This window comes from Micromonospora sp. NPDC048887, from assembly GCF_040649715.1.
Classification (GTDB): domain Bacteria; phylum Actinomycetota; class Actinomycetes; order Mycobacteriales; family Micromonosporaceae; genus Micromonospora.
Genome location: NZ_JBEZGA010000008.1, coordinates 37185 through 55448 on the forward strand (window position 1 = coordinate 37185; position 18264 = coordinate 55448).

Here is an 18264-nt window from a genome sequence, read left to right on the forward strand (position 1 = left end):
CAGCGGTCAGCCCAGGGCCTGCTCCAGATCGGTGAGCAGGTCGTCGACCGTCTCGATGCCGACAGACAGTCGCACGAGATCGCCGGGAACTTCAAGCGGCGAGCCCGCAGCACTCGCGTGTGTCATCCGGCCCGGGTGCTCGATCAGGGACTCGACGCCGCCGAGCGACTCGGCGAGCACGAACAGCCGGGCCCGGTTGCAGATCTCGACGGCGTGCTCCTCGCCGCCCGCCGCGCGGAACGAGATCATGCCGCCGAAGCGGCGCATCTGCTTGGCGGCCACCTCGTGGCCCGGGTGCGACGGCAGGCCCGGGTAGATGACCTGGGCGACCTTGGCGTGCCCGTCCAGGTAGGCCGCGATCCGCTCGGCGTTGTCGCAGTGCCGGTCCATCCGTACCCCGAGGGTCTTGATGCCGCGCAGCGTGAGCCAGGCGTCGAACGGGCCGTTCACCGCGCCCATCGCGTTCTGGTGGTAGCGCAGCTCCTCGCCGAGCGCGCGGTCCGCCGCGACGAGCGCGCCGCCGACCACGTCGGAGTGCCCGCCGACGTACTTGGTGGTGGAGTGCACCACCACGTCCGCGCCGAACGCGATCGGCTGCTGCAGGTACGGCGAGGCGAACGTGTTGTCGACCACCAGCAGCGCGCCCGCGTCGTGCGCCACCGCGGCGAGCGCGGCGAGGTCGGCGATGCCGAGCAGCGGGTTCGTCGGCGTCTCCACCCACACGATCCGGGTGGCGCCCGGGCGGATCGCGGCCCGCACGGCGTCCGGGTCGGAGACCTTCGCCGGGGTGTACGCCAGGCCCCAGCGCTCGGCCACCTTGGCGAACAGCCGGTAGGTGCCGCCGTACGCGTCGTCCGGGATCACCACGTGGTCGCCCGGCTTGCAGACGGTCCGCAGCAGCGTGTCCTCGGCGGCGAGGCCGCTGGCGAAGGCGAGCGCCACCGGGCCACCCTCCAGCGCGGCCAGGCACTCCTGGAGCGCGTCCCGGGTGGGGTTGCCGGAGCGGCTGTATTCGTAGCCCTCGCGGGGCGCGCCGACGGCGTCCTGGGCGTACGTGCTGGTCTGGTAGATCGGCGGGATCACCGCGCCGGTGCGGGCCTCCGGGTCCTGACCGGCGTGGATGGCGAGTGTCTCGAAGCCGTGGCTCATGCCCGGAAGGCTAGTCCCTGCGTCCGCCCCCGGTACGCGATGTCCCCGTCGCGGGTGCCGCGCCGCTCCCACCCGATGGCGGGAGCGGCGCGGGACGATCAAGCCGCAGGTACCGGCAACACGTGCAGGGTGGCCGGCCGGGCGCCGGTCCAGTCCGAGGTGATCGCGTAGAGCCGGGCGCCGTTGGGAGACCAGGCCAGCCCTCCGGGTACGAGGTCCGCGCCCAGCTCGAACCGGGCCTGCTCGGTGCCGTCCAGCCCGAACACGAACACGTCCGGGTCGTAGGAGGCGTCGGCGCCGCCGGCCACCCGGGTGCCGTCCCGGGTCAGCTCGACCGCGTTGGGGTAGGCGCCGGTCCGGAACGTCGCCGTCGGGGTGGTGATGGCGGCGAGCGGGAACGCCTGCACCTCGTACGGGGCGCCGGAGGCGGTGTAGATCGTGTCGCCGGCCGGGTTCAGGGCGATGTCCCGCAGGTTGCTGCCGACTGCCATGAAGTCGTTCGTCCGCAGGAAGCTGAGCGCGCCGCCGGTGCCGATGGCGTAGGCGTCTACCGACGCCGGGCTGACCCCCGGCTGGCCGACAAGCAGCACGGTGCGGTTCTGCTGGGGGGCGGTCATCAGCGGCGCGCCGTAGTAGGTCTCCCGGGCCAGGCCGGTGGTCAGGACGGCCGGCTGGCGGCCCAGGTCGAGCCGCCCGATGTTGCCGTCCCACCCGCCGCAGCCGTAACCGAACCACAGGAAGCGGCCGGTCAGCGCGAGCGAGGAGGGACAGGCGGCCGCGCCGGTGTCGAACCGGGCGAACTCGGTGAGGGTGCCGGTGTTCACCGCCGCGATCGCGTTCGCCGACGGCAACGCCACGTAGAGCGTCTGCCGGTCCGCGCTGAGCTGGAGGTCGGTCGGGCCGGGCAGGCCGGACAGGGTGCTGACCAGGTCGCCGTTCGCGGCGGTCACCACCACGTCGGTGGAGTTCCGGCCGCCGCTGACGAAGATCCGGTCGCCGGCCGCGACCACGTCGGCGGCGTCGGCGATCGGCAGGGGTACGGCCCGGGGCGCGGCCGCGGCGGAGGCGGACACGCCGGGTACGGCGGCGAGCAGCATGCCGGTGAGCGCGGCCAGGGCCGGCGCGAGGCGTCTGTCGAGGCGCAAGGGTGTTCCCTTCACGAGGTCGGCCGCGGCGGTGGCCACGGCCGGATGGCTGCCGGACCGTCCTCGGAGGCGGTCGGCGAGCACACCCGGACGGGGACCGGACCGGTCCCGTCGCGCGTCAGCACCATCGCCCCCGAACGTGCTGATCCAGACTCATGAATAGTTACCACAATCGCTCGCCGCCGTGGGGGCGACCCGTCAGCGCGGCAGGGCCGCGGACGGCGCGCGCGGGGCCGGACGGCATACCCTGCCCGGATGAGCGGGTGCGTGTTCTGCGGAATCGTGGCGGGCGAGGTGCCCGCCTTCCGGGTGACCGACGGGCCGGACGGCGTCGCGTTCCTCGACACCCGGCCGGTGTTCAAGGGCCACGTGCTCGTGGTGCCCCGGCCCCACCTGGTCACCCTGTCGGATCTGCCGGTCGACGCGCTGCCCGGCTACTTCCGGCTGGTGCAGCGGATCGCCGTGGCGGTGGAGGCCGGTCTGGGCGCCGGTGGGACGTTCGTGGCGATGAACAACCGGGTGTCGCAGTCCGTACCGCACCTGCACACCCACGTGGTGCCCCGAACCAGGGGCGACGGTCTGCGCGGCTTCTTCTGGCCGCGTACCCGGTACGCCGACGACGCCGAGGCGACGACGTTCGCCGGCCGGATCTCGGCGGCGCTGGCCTGACGGCGGCGTGGGCGGGTAAGGAACCGGGGGCCGGCGCTGTTGCACACGCTGGGAAAGCCAAGAGAGGAGTCCCACCGTGTTCCTCCGCCGCATGAAGGCCGAGATGATCTCTCCTGACCAGGCCCTGCCGGGCCGCCCGATCGCGATGCCGATCGCCGACCGGCACGAGGTGCTGCCCGCCTCGCTCAAGGGCCCGTTCCCCGAGGGCGCGCAGGTCGCCGTCTTCGGCATGGGCTGCTTCTGGGGCGCCGAGCGGCTGTTCTGGACCCTCCCCGGCGTCGTCACCACGTCCGCCGGTTACGCGGGCGGGTACACCACCAACCCGACGTACGAGGAGGTCTGCTCGGGCATGACCGGGCACGCCGAGGTGGTCCAGGTGGTCTACGACCCGTCGAAGATCGCCTACGAGGACCTGCTGAAGGTCTTCTGGGAGAACCACGACCCGACCCAGGGCATGCGCCAGGGCAACGACGTGGGCACCCAGTACCGCTCGGCAATCTACACCACCACCGACGAGCAGCTGGCCGCCGCCAAGGCGTCGCGGGACGCGTTCGCGCCGATCGTGGCCCGGGCCGGCAAGGGTGAGATCACCACCGAGATCGCCCCGCTCGGCGACTACTACTTCGCCGAGGACTACCACCAGCAATACCTGGCGCCGACGAAGAACCCTGACGGATGGTGTGGTATTGGCCCGAACGGCATGACATGCCCCGTGGGGGTCGCCCGGATGGGCGGCTGAGCAGCGAAAACACCCCCGGTCGCCGCTGCGGGGAGCAGGCGGCCGGGGCTACTCGGCCACGTAGGTGCCGCTGCCGGGCACCCCGACGACCAAGCCGCGAGCCTTGAGCGCGTCCACGGCGCGGGCGACGGTCCGGCGGGCGCTGCCGTACTCCTCGGCCAGGGCGTCATACGTGGGCAACCGCGCGCCCGGCCGGAACTCCCCCGCAGCGATGCGGCGGGTTAGGTCGGCCTCGATCTCTCGGGCGGTGTGCGGGATCGGCACGCGCACAGGGTCGCGCGTTCCCACGCCTGCCCTGCTTACACCCCTGGCACTAATTGCCCTGCTCGCACTGCTGGCACTAGATTGGCGGGCAGAGGCGCGACCGGCGGTAGCCATCGAGGCGGCGGGGGTCGCTGCACATAACGAGGGGCGTCCCGTCGCCTGGCAAGCGGCGGGGCGTCCCGTTCCGTTTCTGGAGGTGGTGCCGATGCTGTCCGAAGAGAAACCGCTGCGGGTGCCGGTCGACATCAGCGGGTGGCGGTGGCCGTTGTGGGTCGGGCGGGTGGAGTGCGGCGAGTGCGGCGAGGTGGTCGCGGTCGAGCGATGTACGGCGCTCTCCGAACTGGCCGAGGCGATCGAGCTGCACGCATCGAGGTGCCGGCGGGCCTGAACGACGAAACCCCGGCACCCATGTAGGTGCCGGGGTTTCGTGTATCTGCGGTCAAGCAGACAGGAAGAGGTACAGCGTGAGGGCGGCGGCGTCCTGCCCGGCTCGGCGTTGTCGCGGCGGCCGGACCCCGTGACGGCGGTGCTCATGATCTCGTTCTTTCCTGGTCCGCAGGTCATCGGAGCTGCTCGTGGCCCATGTGCGAAGGCGACGGGGCTCACTCAATACCCGTCAACTGCGCACATGGGTACGCCGGTCGCCTGCCGCGGTCTACGACCGCCACCCTCGCGTTCCGGCCGTGCCGGTCGCTAGCGGGGCCAAGCGGGACGAGCCATCAGCGCTTGACCGCACCTATGGGTGGTATTGTCCGCTCGGTGCCCACGACATCGCTGAACAGCCAGCAGCGCAGATGCCCGGCGATAACTACGCTAGCCACGTGAGTAACCCGAGCCCCAACGTCCTTCGTCAGGCCCTGGACAACTTCGTTCGTTATAGGCGCGAGTATCTCAGTGGGGACGAGAAGGGTGAAGCACAGGTCTTCTGCGATCGCCTTTTTCAAGCATTCGGCCATGAAGGCGTCAAGGAAGCTGGCGCGACTCTTGAGATGCGGCTCAAAAAGAACAACTCAAGGGGCACCGCATTCGCTGATCTCATGTGGAAGCCGCGCTGTCTCATAGAAATGAAGAAGTCCGGTACGGATCTCAGCAAGCATTACCGCCAGGCTTTCGACTATTGGATTATGGCGGTTCCCGACCGACCGCGGTATGTGATCCTCTGCAACTTCGATGAGCTATGGGTTTACGACTTCGACAGCCAACTAGACGCTCCTGTCGACCGAATTTCGCTGGAAGCTCTACCCAAACGGCACGATGCTCTATCCTTTTTGCTTCCGATCGAATCGAAGCCGATCTTCCATAATGACCTAGTCGCAGTGACCCGAGGCGCAGCGCGGATGGTTGCCGCATTGTTCCGGGGACTGCATGACCGTGGCGTCGAGAGAACCGTCGCTCAACGCTTCGTCTTGCAGTCAGTCATGGGTATGTTCGCCGAGGACATCGGACTGCTGCCAGGCAAATATTTCACGCGAGCGCTGGAAGATGCCAGCAACGGGGCATCAGCGTATGACCTCCTTTTTGGCTTGTTTCGAGAGATGAATACGCCTGGATCAACGAAGGGAGGCCGGTACATCGGCACACCGTACTTCAATGGCGGTCTCTTCGCTAATATTTCTCCTATTGAGCTTACTAATGCAGAGCTATCAATGCTCCGAGATGCCGCAGCAACGGACTGGTCTGCGGTTCGCCCGGAAATCTTCGGCACCTTGTTCGAAGGGTCGATGGACGCGGGAGAACGGCATGCGCAAGGCGCTCATTTCACTAGCCAGACCGATATCGCCAGTGTAGTAATACCCACCATCGTCACTCCGTGGCGCGACCGGCTGAATAAGGTAAGCTCGATCGCGGAAATCGAGAAGCTTCTGGCAGAGATGTTTTCCTACCGTGTGCTTGATCCCGCTTGCGGATCGGGGAATTTTCTCTACGTTGCCTACCGTGAGATGCGGCGCTTGGAACGAGAAGCCCTTGACATGATCAATGAGCGGCGCCGTTCTAGCGAGATTGCCGCACAGAGCCGCCTAGCCTATGTGGCTCCTGACAACTTCCATGGCATCGACAACAACGCGTTCGCCGTTGAAATTGCCAAGGTAACGATGATGCTCGCCAAGAAACTAGCAGCAGACGAGTTCGGGGATGCCCAGCAAGTGCTGCCGCTGGACAACTTGGACAACACGATCGTCCACGCCGACGCGCTTTTTTCCCCGTGGCCCCAGGTTGATGCGATCATCGGGAATCCGCCATTCGTAGCGCGGCGAGATATGGCCGGCGAACTCGGAAGTGATTACACACAGCGGCTTGCTCGCGCATACCCGCAAATCGGCGGCGTGTCGAACTTTGTAACCTATTGGTTTCAAAAATCGCATGACCACCTGCCAGATCAGCGCCGTGCCGGCCTGGTGGCCACAGCAGCGATCCGTGAGAACGACTCCCGGAAAGCGTCTCTCGATTATATCGTAGACAACGATGGCGTGATTGTGGAAGCGGTATCAAGCAAGCCATGGAGCGGAGATGCCGCTGTCCACATCTCCATCGTGAACTGGACCAAAGGAATCGATCCGGGAAAGAAGAAGCTTTGGATCAGTAACGGCGAGTTGTACCTTGAGACTGACTATATTTCTAGTTCGCTTTCTTCCCGGGTTGACGTTCGGCACGCAAAAGCTCTCCCGAAGAATCAGCGGCCGCAACTATGTTTCCAGGGGCAAACGCCCGGAATAACTAAAGGAATAGGTTACATCCTCGACACTCCCACGGCGGTGTCGCTTGTGAGGAAGGACCCTGGCAGCGAGGACGTCATCTTTCCGTTCCTTGGGGGAAACGAGATGCTCGATAAGCCAGTGATAGACCGCTGGGTTATTGACGTCTCCACAGATGACGTGTTGGATGCCAGGACGTCTGCTGCTGGCGCCATGTCTTACCTAGAAGAGAATGTACTCCCCAAGAGGCAAGCTCTGGTTGAACGAGAAAAGGCAGCCAATGAGAGCGGAGTCGCGAAGGATGCCGCATTCAAGCCCGAACTCCAGCATCAACGGTTTATGAGTCGATGGTGGCACCTCTGGCGCCGACGCTCAGATATGTTGACCGCAATACAGCAGTCCGATCGCTACATCGCAACCAGCCGCCACGCCACTCAAAACAGGATGACCGTATTCGTGTTCGTATCGGCGGACGTTCATCCTGGGGACGCGCTCTCTGTGTTCGCGCTCGACGACGATTATTCTTTTGGCATTCTTTCCAGTTCGATTCACAGGACGTGGTTGGACGCGCGGTGTTCCACCTTCAAAGGTGATCCACGTTATACCCCAACCACGGTCTGGGACTCTTTTCCGTGGCCGCAGTCGCCGACACGGCAGGATGTTGATTCGATCGTCAAGGCGGTCGAAGACATCATCGCTGTGCGCTCGAAATTCTTGGAACGCGGGGTTAGCCTGAGTTCACAGTATGATTCCTTGCGCCGCCCTGGAAAGAATGTCCTTAGAGAGGCTCACGTTGCACTGGATGCCGCAGTCATAAAGGCTTATCAGCTAGACCCCAACGAAGACACCCTCACGCAGCTGCTCGCACTCAATCAGACGTTGGCGGCAGATCCCGATGCTGCCCGAGGGCCAGGCCCCTCCGGTCTTGATGGTTGCCGATCAACGGATTACCGGCTTGAGGCACCGACCCTCTCCTGATCACCAAAAACTAGTTCGGTCCTGCGTCCGTCGCGGCCGAACGCGGCCGGCGGCAGCTTCCGATCCCAGCCGGGGCAGCGCCGGGCGGCCAGCGTCGGGGCGGTCATTTGACCGGTCGAATCGGCTCGGGTCGGTCGATCTCGTGGGCGGGGTCGGCCGGTGGCTCATGCGCGCCCCCGGCGGCTTATGGCCTCGCGTACGCGGGCGTGCAGCCGGCGGTTTTCGTTACGGCGGGATGGCATCGGAAACGGGCTGTACGCCACGCTGCCGGCCGTGCGGACTGTCCAGGTGCCACGGGTGTCGGGCCCTGGGCATCGTGGAGCACCTGGGCGAGCTGACCGCCGGACGCACAGCGGCCCGCTACGGAGCACGTACCGGGCCGCTTGTTGACGCTTGGCGGGACGGGGGCGTGCGACCTATGTAGTGCCGGCCCAATCCAGCGTTACGCGGGCGTTCACGGTGCCCCACGGATCGGCCTTCGTCGGGCGGCCACCCTTCGATGCCGCACGGCGAACCGTGATCCGGTCAACGAACAGGGTCACGAAGTCGCGCCGCTCCCCCACCGTGGCATCGTCCCACCATGTCCGCTCGTCGCCGTAGGCGCTGGACGTCCAGAGGTCCAGCGGCAGCTTGGCGGTGGCCTGCTCGTCCAGCTCGGCCAGGCGGGCGGACAGAGCATCGACGCGGGCACCGGTCGCCGTTACGGCGCGGGTAAGCGCAGCGGCGGCGGCACCCGTGGCGGTCCCCAGAGCCTCGGATTGCTGGTCGAGGGCGGCGGATGCGTCGGCCAGCTCGGCGGACACGGCGGCCCGCTGCACGGCGGTCTCCGGGGTCGCCGTCGCTGCGCCGTAGCGGCGGGTCGCCTCGGCCAGGATCGAGGCGGTGGTCTGGTCCTCGTCGGCCGGATCGATCGAGCTGAGCAGGCGGTCGATCCGCATGCGGACCCAGCCATCGAGGGCGGTCAGGCTGATTGTGTTGGAGTGCCGGCCCGCCGGGGCGGTGCACATGTAGGCGTCGCGATTTGCCAGGGTGGCGTTTGCGACGAACCGACGCGCCTTCATCCGGTACCCGCACTCACACCACAGGATGCCCAGACCTGAGAGCAGGGCCGGCCCGTCGGCCGACTGGCACGGCGGCCGGGTGCGGCCGGTGAGGATGGCTTGCAGACGCCAGAACTCATCGGTGGTAATGATCGGCTCGGCCGGCGGTGGCAGCACGCGGGCGTCTTCCATGTCGTACGCGGTGCGGTAGCCGACCGTGTTGCCCCGGTCATCGAGCACGGCGACGGCCGGCAGGCCAGCAATGCGGGGGTCTCGCAGGCGTTGGTTTAGGTTCCGGTCCGACCAGGCACCCGACGCGCGGGATCGGCCCACCGTCGCGCCGCGCGTGCGGATGCCTCGGCGGTCGAAGTAACGGGCCACGGCGTGCACGGCGTGACCGAGCAGGACGGCACGCACGGCCACCCGAAGCGCGCGGGCCTCGGTCGGCTCGATGACCAGGACGCGGATGGCGACCGGCTCGCCGGCCGGGGTCCGGGCCATCCGCTCGACGGTGCGGAATCCGAAGGGCGGGTTCCCGACGTGGCCCCCGGCCGCGTGCGCGAGTGCCTTTGCGGCTTTCACGGCTGCCGACTTGTTCTTTGATTCTGTGTGCGCGGCGTCCATGCGCAACAGAAGGTGGATCAGGTCCATCGTGTTGTCCGGGCCGAATGTCCCCTCGGTGATGCTGACGATGGTCAGGCCACCGGCGAGCAGCGGCAGCCATTCGGCTAGGGCAATGCGCGGGTCCTGGCGGGTTAGTCGGGAGACGTAGAAGACATACAGGTGCGTAATCTCGCCAGCCTTGATCGCCGCCACCATCTGGTCGTACGCCTCACGAACGACGCCGGCTTGGAAGCCGGATCGGTCGATGTCCTCGAACATGCGGACGGTTGCGCCAGGGTGGTCGTGGTTGGCGCGCTCAGTGGTCGCGGTGCGTTGGGTTGCCGGGGATGCCTCGGACTTGTTCGCGCGGGCGGTCGACTGCCGGACGTAGGCGGCGGGGCGGGCGGTGGTCATGGTCTCACAGTAGTACATCCTTCGCCAGGAACGAAGAACCCGAACGGCTACTGCAACCACGGGCCGAACGGGATGTCCTGCCCGGTCGGCGTGGCCCGTACCGCGGGCTAGGCCTGGGTCGTCAGTCTGGATCCGACGACGAGGAGGGCACGATGGACGGCGCATGCCCGACCGGGTATGCCAAGCCGGTCATCGTGCCCCGATCGCCCGGAGATTCTTCGCGCGCCCACCGAGGGGCCGTGGACCTGCCGCAGCACCTGAAGTGGTCGTGCAACAGCAGGTACGACCCGGCACAGCCGGGCCGGATGCGGGGTCGCTTCGATGAGCGGTTGGGATTTACCTCACGTCTCCCGGTGGGACGAGGTCGGACATCAGCCGCCGACAGGCACGGAAGAACACCACAGGAGGCGACCCCCCTTCGTGGGGGCGCATGGTAGCAAGCTGTCACACGTTCGTCATCGTCTCAACAGGCGAACCGCAACAAGCTCTGGCAGCATTGGCTCGTATGTGCGGACTTGCGGGAGAGTTCCGTCGTGACGGTTCACGCGCCGACGTCTCGGCCGTGGAGCGGATGGCGGCCACGATGAGTGACCGAGGGCCCGACGACAGCGGCGTCTGGTCGCAGGGCCCGACCGCGCTGGGACACCGGCGCCTGAAGATCATCGACCTGTCCGCGGCGAGCGGCCAACCCATCGTTGACGCCGCCGCCGGACTCACCGGTGTCTTCAACGGCTGCATCTACAACTACCGGGAGCTGCGTGCCGAGCTTCAGGCCAAGGGCCACCGGTTCTTCTCGTCCGGTGACAGCGAGGTCGTGATCAAGGCGTACGCCGAGTGGGGGCTCGACTTCGTCGACCACCTGATCGGCATGTTCGCGGTGGCGATCAGCGAACGCGACACCGGCCGCCTGGTGCTGGCCCGGGACCGCCTCGGCATCAAGCCGCTCTACCTGGCCGAGAGCCCCGGCGTGGTCCGGTTCGCCTCGACCCTGCCGGCGCTGCTCGCCGGTGGCGGCATCGACACCACCATCGACCGGGTGGCGCTCGCCCACTACCTGAGCTTCCACAGCATCGTGCCGCCGCCGCGCACCATCCTGGCCGGCGTCACCAAGCTGCCGCCGGCCACGGTCCGGGTGTACGAGGCGGACGGCTCCACCCACGAGCGGGTCTACTGGGACCCGACGTTCGGCCGTGCCGCCGAGCGGGCCGGCTGGTCCGAGCGGGACTGGCAGGACGCGCTGCTCGACTCGCTGACCACCGCCGTACGCCGCCGCATGGTGGCCGACGTGCCGGTGGGCGTGCTGCTCTCCGGCGGCCTCGACTCCAGCCTGGTCGTCGCGCTGCTCGCCGGCGAGGGGCAGGCCCGCTCCGGCCTGGCCACGTTCTCCATCGGCTTCGACGCCGTCGGCGGCCGGGAGGGCGACGAGTTCGTCTACTCCGACCTGGTGGCGAAGACGTTCGGCACCGACCACCACCAGATCCGGGTGCCCACCGGCGACCTGCTGCCGCCGCTGGAGGCCGCCGTCTCGGCCATGAGCGAGCCCATGGTCAGCCACGACTGCGTCGCGTTCTGGCTGCTCAGCCAGGAGGTCGCGCGGCACGTCAAGGTGGTGCAGTCGGGCCAGGGCGCGGACGAGATCCTTGGCGGCTACCACTGGTACCCGCCGCTGGCGGGGGTGGACCGGGAGCAGGCGCTCGAGACGTACGCGAAGGCGTTCTTCGACCGCGACGCGGCCGGACTGGCCCGGGTGCTCAACCCGGCGTGGCTGGCCGACGGCGACCCGGCGCGGGAGTTCGTGGCCGCGCACCTGGGCCGCCCGGGCGCGCAGACCGCCGTGGACGCCGGCCTGCGGATCGACACCCAGGTCATGCTGACCGACGACCCGGTGAAGCGGGTCGACAACATGACCATGGCACACGGGCTGGAGGCCCGCGTGCCGTTCCTCGACCACGAGTTCGTCGAGCTCGCCGCGAGCTGCCCGCCGGAGCTGAAGCTGGCCCAGGGCGGCAAGGGCGTGCTCAAGGAGATCGGCCGGCGGGTCCTGCCACACGAGGTCATCGACCGGCCCAAGGGCTACTTCCCGGTGCCCGGCCTCACCCACCTGGAGGGCAAGCTCCTCGACCGGGTACGCGACGCCCTCACCGCACCGGAGGCGCGCCGTCGTGACCTGTTCCGCGCCGACTACGTCGACGCGCTGCTCGCCGACCCGAATGCCGAACTGACCCCGTTGAACGGAAACAAGCTGTGGCAACTGGGACTCCTGGAAATGTGGCTCCAGAGCCACGGAATCGACTGACCGTGACGGACACCCTCGCCACCGGAACGGCGCGTACCGACCGGGAACGGGTGCTGGGGCGCCGCCGGGAACGCATCGGCCCCGGCGGTGACCCGGTCGCACCGGGTACGCCGGAGCCGCGGCAGCCGGAGACCGCGTCCACCGACGCCTCGGGCGTGGTGCTGGACTGCGGCTGGGGCCGGCTGGTGTTCGGGCAGACGTTCGACGACCAGGTGCACGTGGCCGACGTGCTGCGCTCCGAGGCGGTCGGCGCCCGGGACATCTGCATCTACCTGCGCGATCCGCACGTGCTGGTGTCCCGGCTGCCGGACGAGCTGTTCATCGACCCGTCGCTGACGTACCGGCTGCCGCTGGGTGAGAAGCGGCCCGCCGCCACCGAGGGCGGCGAGGTGCCCGGGCTGACCGTCCGGCGGTTGCGTGACGCCGCCGACGCCGAGGCGGTGAACCGGATCTACGCGCGCAACGGCATGGTCACCGCACCGGTCGAGGTGCTGGTGGACAACGCGGGCACGGACCGGTTCCTGCACCTCGTCGCCGAGGACGCCACGGGCGAGGTGGTCGGCACCATCACCGGCGTGGACCACGTCGCGGTCTTCGGGGACCCGGAGAACGGCGCCAGCCTGTGGTGCCTGACCGTCGACTTCAACACCGCCCCGCCCGGCACCGGGCAGGCGCTGCTGACCGCGCTCGCGGACCGGCTCGACGAGCGCGGCCGGGCGTTCGTGGACCTGTCCGTGCTGGCCGAGAACTCGGGTGCGATCCGGCTGTACGAGCGCCTCGGCTTCCACCGCACCGGCACGCTCTGCGTCAAGCGGAAGAACCCGATCAACGAGCGCCTGTTCCTGCCCGCCATGCCGGAGGGGTACGACGAGCTGAACCCGTACGCGAAGATCGTCGCGGACGAGGCGATGCGCCGCGGCATCCGGGTGGAGGTGACCGACCCGCACTGGGGTGAGCTGAAGCTGACCACCGGCGGCCGCACCATCCACACCCGCGAGTCGCTGTCGGAGCTGACCTCGGCGGTGGCGATGAGCCGCTGCGACGACAAGCGGGTGACCCGGCGCATCCTCACCGAGGCGGGGCTGTCGGTGCCGCGCGGGCGTACCGCCACCGGCGAGCCCGACGACGTGGCGTTCCTGAACGACGTGGGCCCGGTGGTGGTCAAGCCGGCGCGGGGCGAGCAGGGCAACGGCATCACCGTCGGCGTGCGTACGCCGGAGGCCCTGACCGCGGCCGTCGAGCTGGCCCGCCGGTTCTGCCCGGACGTGCTGATCGAGGAGCTGCGCGCGGGCGAGGACCTGCGGGTCGTGGTGATCGACCACGAGGTGGTCGCCGCGGCGGTGCGCCGGCCGGCGCAGATCACCGGCGACGGCGTGCACGACATCACCGAGCTGATCGAGCGGCAGAGCCGCCGCCGGGCCGCCGCCACCGGCGGCGAGTCCCGCATCCCGGTCGACGACATGACCCGCGAGGTGGTGGCGGAGGCCGGGTACCGGATGCACGACGTGCTGCCGGAGGGCGAGGTGCTGGCGGTCCGGCGGACGGCCAACCTGCACACCGGCGGCACGATCCACGACGTGACCGCCGAGCTGCACCCGTCGATCGCCGAGGCGTGCGTCACGGCGAGCCGGGCGCTGGACATCCCGGTCACCGGGCTGGACCTGCTGGTCCCCGCCCCGGACCAGCCGGAACACGTGTTCATCGAGGCGAACGAGCGCCCCGGACTGGCCAACCACGAGCCGCAGCCGACCGCCGAGCGCTTCGTCGACCTGCTCTTCCCGGGTACCCGGGCACCGCAGCGACTCTGGTCGCCGGCCGGTGCGGCAAGCTCTGGGGCATGACCGCACGCAAGCCCCAACCGCTCAAGCTCGACCTCGACTACCTCCGCCAGGTGCTGGTGGAGCTGCTGGAGATCCCCAGCCCGTCGGGGCGCACCGACCACATCCAGCAGTACGTGGGCGAGCGGCTCTCCGCGATCGGGATCAGCTCCACGCTGACCCGTCGCGGGGCGCTGAGCGCCTGTCTGCCCGGCCCCCGGTCGACCGGCGCAGACCGGGCCGTGGTGGTGCACACCGACACCATCGGCGGCATGGTGAAGCGGCTCAAGGAGAACGGCCGGCTGGAGGTCAACCCGATCGGTACGCACAGCGCCCGCTTCGCCGAGGGCGCCCACGTGCGGATCTTCACCGACGACCTGGAGCGGGTCGTCACCGGCCAGGTGCTGCCGCTGAAGGCGAGCGGCCACCGCTACAACGAGGCGGTCGACCTCCAGGGCGTCGGCTGGGAGCTGGTCGAGGTGCGGGTGGACGAGCCCGTGCACGACGAGGCCGGGCTGCGGGCGCTCGGCATCGACGCCGGGGACTTCGTGGCGTTCCTGCCCAACCCCACGATCACTCCGAACGGGTACGTCAAGTCCCGGCACCTGGACGACAAGGCGGGCGTGGCGGCGGTGCTGACCGCGTTCAAGGCGATGGTCGACGCCGGGATCACCCCGGCGGTCACCGCGCACCTGCTGGTCACCGTCACCGAGGAGATCGGCCACGGCGCCAGCCACGGCCTGGACCCGGACGTCGCGGAGATCGTCTCGGTGGACGCGGCGGTGGTCGCGCCGGGCCAGCAGTCCCGGGAGACCGCCGCCACGCTGGCGATGGGCGACGGCGTCGGCCCGTTCGACTACCACCTGACCCGCAACCTCGCCTCGATCGCCAAGGAGCACGGCGTCGACCTGGTCCGGGACGTGTTCGACTACTACCGCTCGGACGTGGCCGCCGCGGTCGAGGCCGGGGCGCACGCCCGGGTGGCGCTGCTCGGGTTCGGCGTGGACGCCACCCACGGCCACGAGCGCACCCACCTCGACGGCCTGCACCAGCTCACCCAGCTGCTCTGCCTCTACCTCCAGAGCCCGCTGGTCTTCCCGGAGTGGGACGCCGAGCCGGAGGGCGACCTGGCCGACTTCCCGTCGCTGGCCGTGCAGCCGGCGAACGAGGACGGCCCGCGCGAGGGCCCGATCGGCCTGGACTGACCGGGCCTGTGATCGAAATCCGTTGCCGCGGCCGCCGCGAAGTGGATAGCGTGGCGGTACACGGGAAAGGAGGTGGTCCAGACTTGTATAGCAATCGGACTCGTGAGGTGGCTGTCCGCTAGCCGCTGTCCTCGACAGTGAAAACTCGCCCGCCGCGAGGCGGGCACCTGCAGGATCGTCGAGACCGTGTGGCAGCGGTGCGGCGAAACCACGACAGCCACCCGACCCCCGGGGTGCCGGCCCAGTCCAGCCGGCCCGCGCGCGAGCGCGGAAGCCCCGGGGGTCGCTTTTTGCCTTTCGGAGGATGCCGTGTCCATGCGTGAGCTGGTGGTGCTCGGTACGGCCAGCCAGGCCCCGACCCGGCAACGCAACCACAACGGCTACCTGCTGCGCTGGGACGACGAGGTGATCCTCTTCGACCCGGGCGAGGGCAGCCAGCGCCAGATGCTGCACACCGGGATCACCGCCACCGACCTGACCCGGATCTGCGTCACCCACTTCCACGGCGACCACTGCCTCGGCCTGCCCGGCATGATCCAGCGGCTCTCGCTGGACCGCGTACCGCGTCCGGTGGCGGTGCACTTCCCGGCCGGCGGCGCCGAGTACTTCGCCCGGCTGCGCCACGCGTCCAGCTTCTACGAGACCGCCGAACTGGCAGTCGAGCCGATCGACACCGACGGGCAGCGGATCACGCTGGGCGTCGGCACGCTGGAGGCCCGCCGGCTGCGGCACCCGATCGAGACGTACGGGTACCGGCTGGTCGAGCCGGACGGCTGCCGGATGCTGCCGGAGCGGCTGGCCGCGTACGGCATCGCCGGTCCGGACGTGGGGCAGCTGCTGCGCGACGGCCACCTGGACCGCGACGGGCGCCGCGTGACCCGGGACGAGGTGAGCGTGACCCGCCCGGGGCAGCGGTTCGCGTTCGTGATGGACACCGGGCTCTGCGACGGCGTGTACGCGCTGGCCGAGCACGCCGACCTGCTGGTGATCGAGTCGACGTTCCTGGAGTCGGAGGCGGCACTCGCCGCCGAGGTCGGCCACCTCACCGCCGGCCAGGCCGCGCGGGTGGCGGCCGAGTCGGGGGTACGGACGCTCGTGCTCACCCACTTCTCCCAGCGGTACGCCGACCCGCGCCGCTTCCACGACGAGGCCCGCGAGCACTTCTCCGGTGATCTGGTGATCGCCGAGGATCTTCAGACGGTACAGGTGCCGCCCCGACGGGTACCGTCGCCCGGGTGACGATCTCCCTACGTTCCGCGACCGAGGCCGACCTGATGGCGGTCGGCGCCCTGCACCAGCGCTCCCGGGTGGCGGCGTACTCGTCGTTCCTGCCGCCCGAGGCGCTGACCGACCCGACGCCCGCGGCGATGGGCCGCTACTGGGTGGAGCGGCTGACCTGGGAAGGCGCTGACCACCGGATGACGGTGGCCGAGCGGGACGGGCGGCTGGTGGGGTTCAGCTACCTCGGGCCGGACGACGAGGGCGATCCGGCGACCGGGCTGCTCAACGCGATCCACCTGGAGCCGTCCGAGCGGGGCCGGGGCACCGGCCGGGCGCTGATGGTGGACGCGCTCGACGCGATGCGGGCACGGGGGTGGACCCGGGCGGCGCTGTGGGTGCTGCGGGACAACGCCGCCGCGCGCCGCTTCTACGAGCGTGGCGGCTGGGCCGCCACCGGTGAGCAGCGGGACGAGCACATCGGCGCGGCGCTCGTCCCCCAGCTCCGCTACGCCCGCCTGGTGTAAGGAAGGGCCCCCTATTAACGCCTCCGGTAGAGGAAGGGCCCCTTGTTAACACCGGGTGTTAATAGGGGGCCCTTCCTTACAACGCGGAGGGTCAGCGGGCGCCCAGGTGGGCCAGCAGGTCCTGGCGGGTCAGCACGCCCTTGGGCTTGCCGTCGACAAGCACCAGCGCCGCGTCCGCCTTCTCCAGCAGCCCGACCGCCTCGCTCACCGGCTGGCCGCCGCCGATCATCGGCAGCGGCTCGCCCATGTGCCGCTCGATCGTGTCGTGCAGGTGCGCCTGGCCGGTGAACAGGGCGTCGAGCAGGTCCTTCTCGGCGATCGAGCCGGCCACCTCACCGGTCACCACCGGCGGCTCGGCCTTCAGCACCGGCAGCTGGGAGACGCCGTACTCGCGCATGTAGTCGATCGCGTCGCGGACCGTCTCGGTCGGGTGCACGTGCACCAGCTCGGGCAGGCCACCGGGCTTGTCGGCGAGCGCGTCGGCGACGGTCGGCTCGGTGCCCGATTCGTCGAGGAAGCCGTACCGGGCCATCCACTTGTCGTTGAAGATCTTCGACAGGTAGCCACGGCCGCCGTCCGGCAGCAGCACCACGATCACGTCGTCCGGGCCGGCCTTGCGGGCCACCTCCAGCGCACCCACCACCGCCATGCCGCAGGAGCCGCCCACCAGCAGGCCCTCCTCGCGGGCCAGCCGGCGGGTCATCTCGAAGGACTCCTTGTCCGACACCTCGACGATCTCGTCGGCGATCTGCCGGTCGTACGTCTCCGGCCAGAAGTCCTCGCCGACGCCCTCGACCAGGTACGGACGGCCGGTGCCACCCGAGTAGACCGAGCCCTCCGGGTCCGCGCCGATCACCCTGACCCGGCCCTCGGACGCCTCCTTGAGGTAGCGGCCGATGCCGGAGATGGTGCCGCCGGTGCCGACGCCCGCGACGAAGTGGGTGATCTTCCCCTCGGTCTGCCGCCACAGCTCCGGGCCGGTGGTCTCGTAGTGCGAACGCGGGTTGGCCGGGTTGCTGTACTGGTTGGGCTTCCACGCGCCGGGGATCTCCCGGGCCAGCCGGTCGGAGACGTTGTAGTAGGAGCGCGGGTCCTCCGGCGCCACGGCGGTCGGGCAGACCACCACCTCGGCGCCGTACGCGCGCAGCACGTCCTGCTTGTCCTGGCTGACCTTGTCGGGGCAGACGAAGACGCAGCGGTAGCCCCGCAGCTGGGCCACCAGGGCCAGCCCGACGCCCGTGTTGCCGCTGGTCGGCTCCACGATCGTGCCGCCCGGCCCGAGGATGCCCGCCTTCTCGGCGTCCTCCACCATGCGCAGGGCGATCCGGTCCTTGACCGAGCCGCCCGGGTTGACGTACTCCACCTTCGCCAGCACGGTGGCCTGGATGCCCTCGGTGACGTTGCGCAGGCGGACCAGCGGGGTGTTGCCGATCAGCTCGACGACGTTGTCGTAGTACTGCACCTCGTTGTGCCCTTCGTCGCGCCGCCGTCGTGGGGCGGTCGGTCA

The 18264-nt window shown here is 69.3% G+C and carries 14 protein-coding genes and 1 pseudogene; 10 read left to right on the forward strand and 5 right to left on the reverse strand.

Annotated elements, in window-relative coordinates; all coding sequences use genetic code 11:
* Positions 1-6 precede the first annotated feature (6 nt).
* Together AB0C17_RS14580 and AB0C17_RS14585 are read right to left on the reverse strand one after the other, a co-directional pair.
* Positions 7-1149 (reverse strand): cystathionine gamma-synthase, encoded by a 1143-nt coding sequence (locus tag AB0C17_RS14580; RefSeq protein WP_357381730.1) that lies wholly within the window; start codon positions 1147-1149, stop codon positions 7-9.
* A gap of 98 nt (positions 1150-1247) precedes the next feature.
* Positions 1248-2294 (reverse strand): hypothetical protein, encoded by a 1047-nt coding sequence (locus AB0C17_RS14585; RefSeq protein ID WP_357381728.1) that lies wholly within the window; start codon positions 2292-2294, stop codon positions 1248-1250.
* A gap of 255 nt (positions 2295-2549) precedes the next feature.
* On the opposite strand from AB0C17_RS14585, the gene AB0C17_RS14590 reads away from it, so the two are divergent.
* Together AB0C17_RS14590 and msrA are read left to right on the forward strand one after the other, a co-directional pair.
* Positions 2550-2963 (forward strand): HIT family protein, encoded by a 414-nt coding sequence (locus tag AB0C17_RS14590; RefSeq protein WP_357470188.1) that lies wholly within the window; start codon positions 2550-2552, stop codon positions 2961-2963.
* A gap of 76 nt (positions 2964-3039) precedes the next feature.
* Positions 3040-3702: a peptide-methionine (S)-S-oxide reductase MsrA gene (gene msrA / locus AB0C17_RS14595; RefSeq protein WP_357478832.1), complete on the forward strand. Its 663-nt coding sequence runs from the start codon at positions 3040-3042 to the stop codon at positions 3700-3702.
* 48 nt (positions 3703-3750) lie between these two features.
* Here msrA and AB0C17_RS14600 read toward each other — a convergent pair whose 3' ends face one another.
* Positions 3751-3966 (reverse strand): winged helix-turn-helix domain-containing protein, encoded by a 216-nt coding sequence (locus tag AB0C17_RS14600; RefSeq protein WP_184534184.1) that lies wholly within the window; start codon positions 3964-3966, stop codon positions 3751-3753.
* A 205-nt stretch (positions 3967-4171) separates the two neighbouring features.
* On the opposite strand from AB0C17_RS14600, the gene AB0C17_RS14605 reads away from it, so the two are divergent.
* Positions 4172-4354: a hypothetical protein gene (locus AB0C17_RS14605; RefSeq protein WP_357478836.1), complete on the forward strand. Its 183-nt coding sequence runs from the start codon at positions 4172-4174 to the stop codon at positions 4352-4354.
* A 433-nt stretch (positions 4355-4787) separates the two neighbouring features.
* Positions 4788-7637, forward strand: coding sequence for a DNA methyltransferase (locus AB0C17_RS14610; RefSeq protein ID WP_357478839.1), 2850 nt, complete (start codon positions 4788-4790; stop codon positions 7635-7637).
* A gap of 416 nt (positions 7638-8053) precedes the next feature.
* Here the strand turns inward: AB0C17_RS14610 and AB0C17_RS14615 are convergent, their stop codons facing one another.
* Entirely contained in the window at positions 8054-9694 is a 1641-nt protein-coding gene (locus AB0C17_RS14615; protein ID WP_357478842.1) for a recombinase family protein, read from the reverse strand.
* 30 nt (positions 9695-9724) lie between these two features.
* On the opposite strand from AB0C17_RS14615, the pseudogene AB0C17_RS14620 reads away from it, so the two are divergent.
* The 6 genes and pseudogenes from AB0C17_RS14620 to AB0C17_RS14645 all read left to right on the forward strand — a co-directional run.
* A pseudogene (locus tag AB0C17_RS14620) lies at positions 9725-9805 on the forward strand (peptide-methionine (S)-S-oxide reductase); the annotation flags it as partial.
* 394 nt (positions 9806-10199) lie between these two features.
* A complete protein-coding gene (locus AB0C17_RS14625) occupies positions 10200-11990 on the forward strand; it encodes an N-acetylglutaminylglutamine amidotransferase (RefSeq protein WP_357478844.1) in 1791 nt (596 codons plus the stop codon).
* 2 nt (positions 11991-11992) lie between these two features.
* The gene (gene ngg, locus AB0C17_RS14630; protein ID WP_357478847.1) at positions 11993-13831 is read left to right on the forward strand and encodes an N-acetylglutaminylglutamine synthetase; all 1839 of its coding nucleotides are present in this window, start codon (positions 11993-11995) and stop codon (positions 13829-13831) included.
* Positions 13828-15012 (forward strand): osmoprotectant NAGGN system M42 family peptidase, encoded by a 1185-nt coding sequence (locus tag AB0C17_RS14635; protein ID WP_262012497.1) that lies wholly within the window; start codon positions 13828-13830, stop codon positions 15010-15012. The genes ngg and AB0C17_RS14635 overlap by 4 nt, the downstream gene beginning before the upstream one ends.
* Before the next feature lie 309 nt (positions 15013-15321).
* The gene (locus AB0C17_RS14640) at positions 15322-16251 is read left to right on the forward strand and encodes a ribonuclease Z (RefSeq protein WP_262012498.1); all 930 of its coding nucleotides are present in this window, start codon (positions 15322-15324) and stop codon (positions 16249-16251) included.
* Positions 16248-16757, forward strand: coding sequence for a GNAT family N-acetyltransferase (locus AB0C17_RS14645; protein ID WP_357381713.1), 510 nt, complete (start codon positions 16248-16250; stop codon positions 16755-16757). The genes AB0C17_RS14640 and AB0C17_RS14645 overlap by 4 nt, the downstream gene beginning before the upstream one ends.
* Before the next feature lie 91 nt (positions 16758-16848).
* Here the strand turns inward: AB0C17_RS14645 and AB0C17_RS14650 are convergent, their stop codons facing one another.
* Positions 16849-18219: a cystathionine beta-synthase gene (locus tag AB0C17_RS14650; protein ID WP_357381711.1), complete on the reverse strand. Its 1371-nt coding sequence runs from the start codon at positions 18217-18219 to the stop codon at positions 16849-16851.
* Between the last annotated feature and the right edge of the window lie 45 nt (positions 18220-18264).

Bases quoted from the DNA above. Each gene is read 5' to 3' on its own strand.
- AB0C17_RS14615 (WP_357478842.1), bottom strand. From the start codon at position 9,694: ATGACCACCGCCCGCCCCGCCGCCTACGTCCGGCAGTCGACCGCCCGC.
- AB0C17_RS14635 (WP_262012497.1), top strand. From the start codon at position 13,828: ATGACCGCACGCAAGCCCCAACCGCTCAAGCTCGACCTCGACTACCTC.
- AB0C17_RS14625 (WP_357478844.1), top strand. From the start codon at position 10,200: ATGTGCGGACTTGCGGGAGAGTTCCGTCGTGACGGTTCACGCGCCGAC.
- AB0C17_RS14590 (WP_357470188.1), top strand. From the start codon at position 2,550: ATGAGCGGGTGCGTGTTCTGCGGAATCGTGGCGGGCGAGGTGCCCGCC.
- AB0C17_RS14580 (WP_357381730.1), bottom strand. From the start codon at position 1,149: ATGAGCCACGGCTTCGAGACACTCGCCATCCACGCCGGTCAGGACCCG.
- AB0C17_RS14605 (WP_357478836.1), top strand. From the start codon at position 4,172: ATGCTGTCCGAAGAGAAACCGCTGCGGGTGCCGGTCGACATCAGCGGG.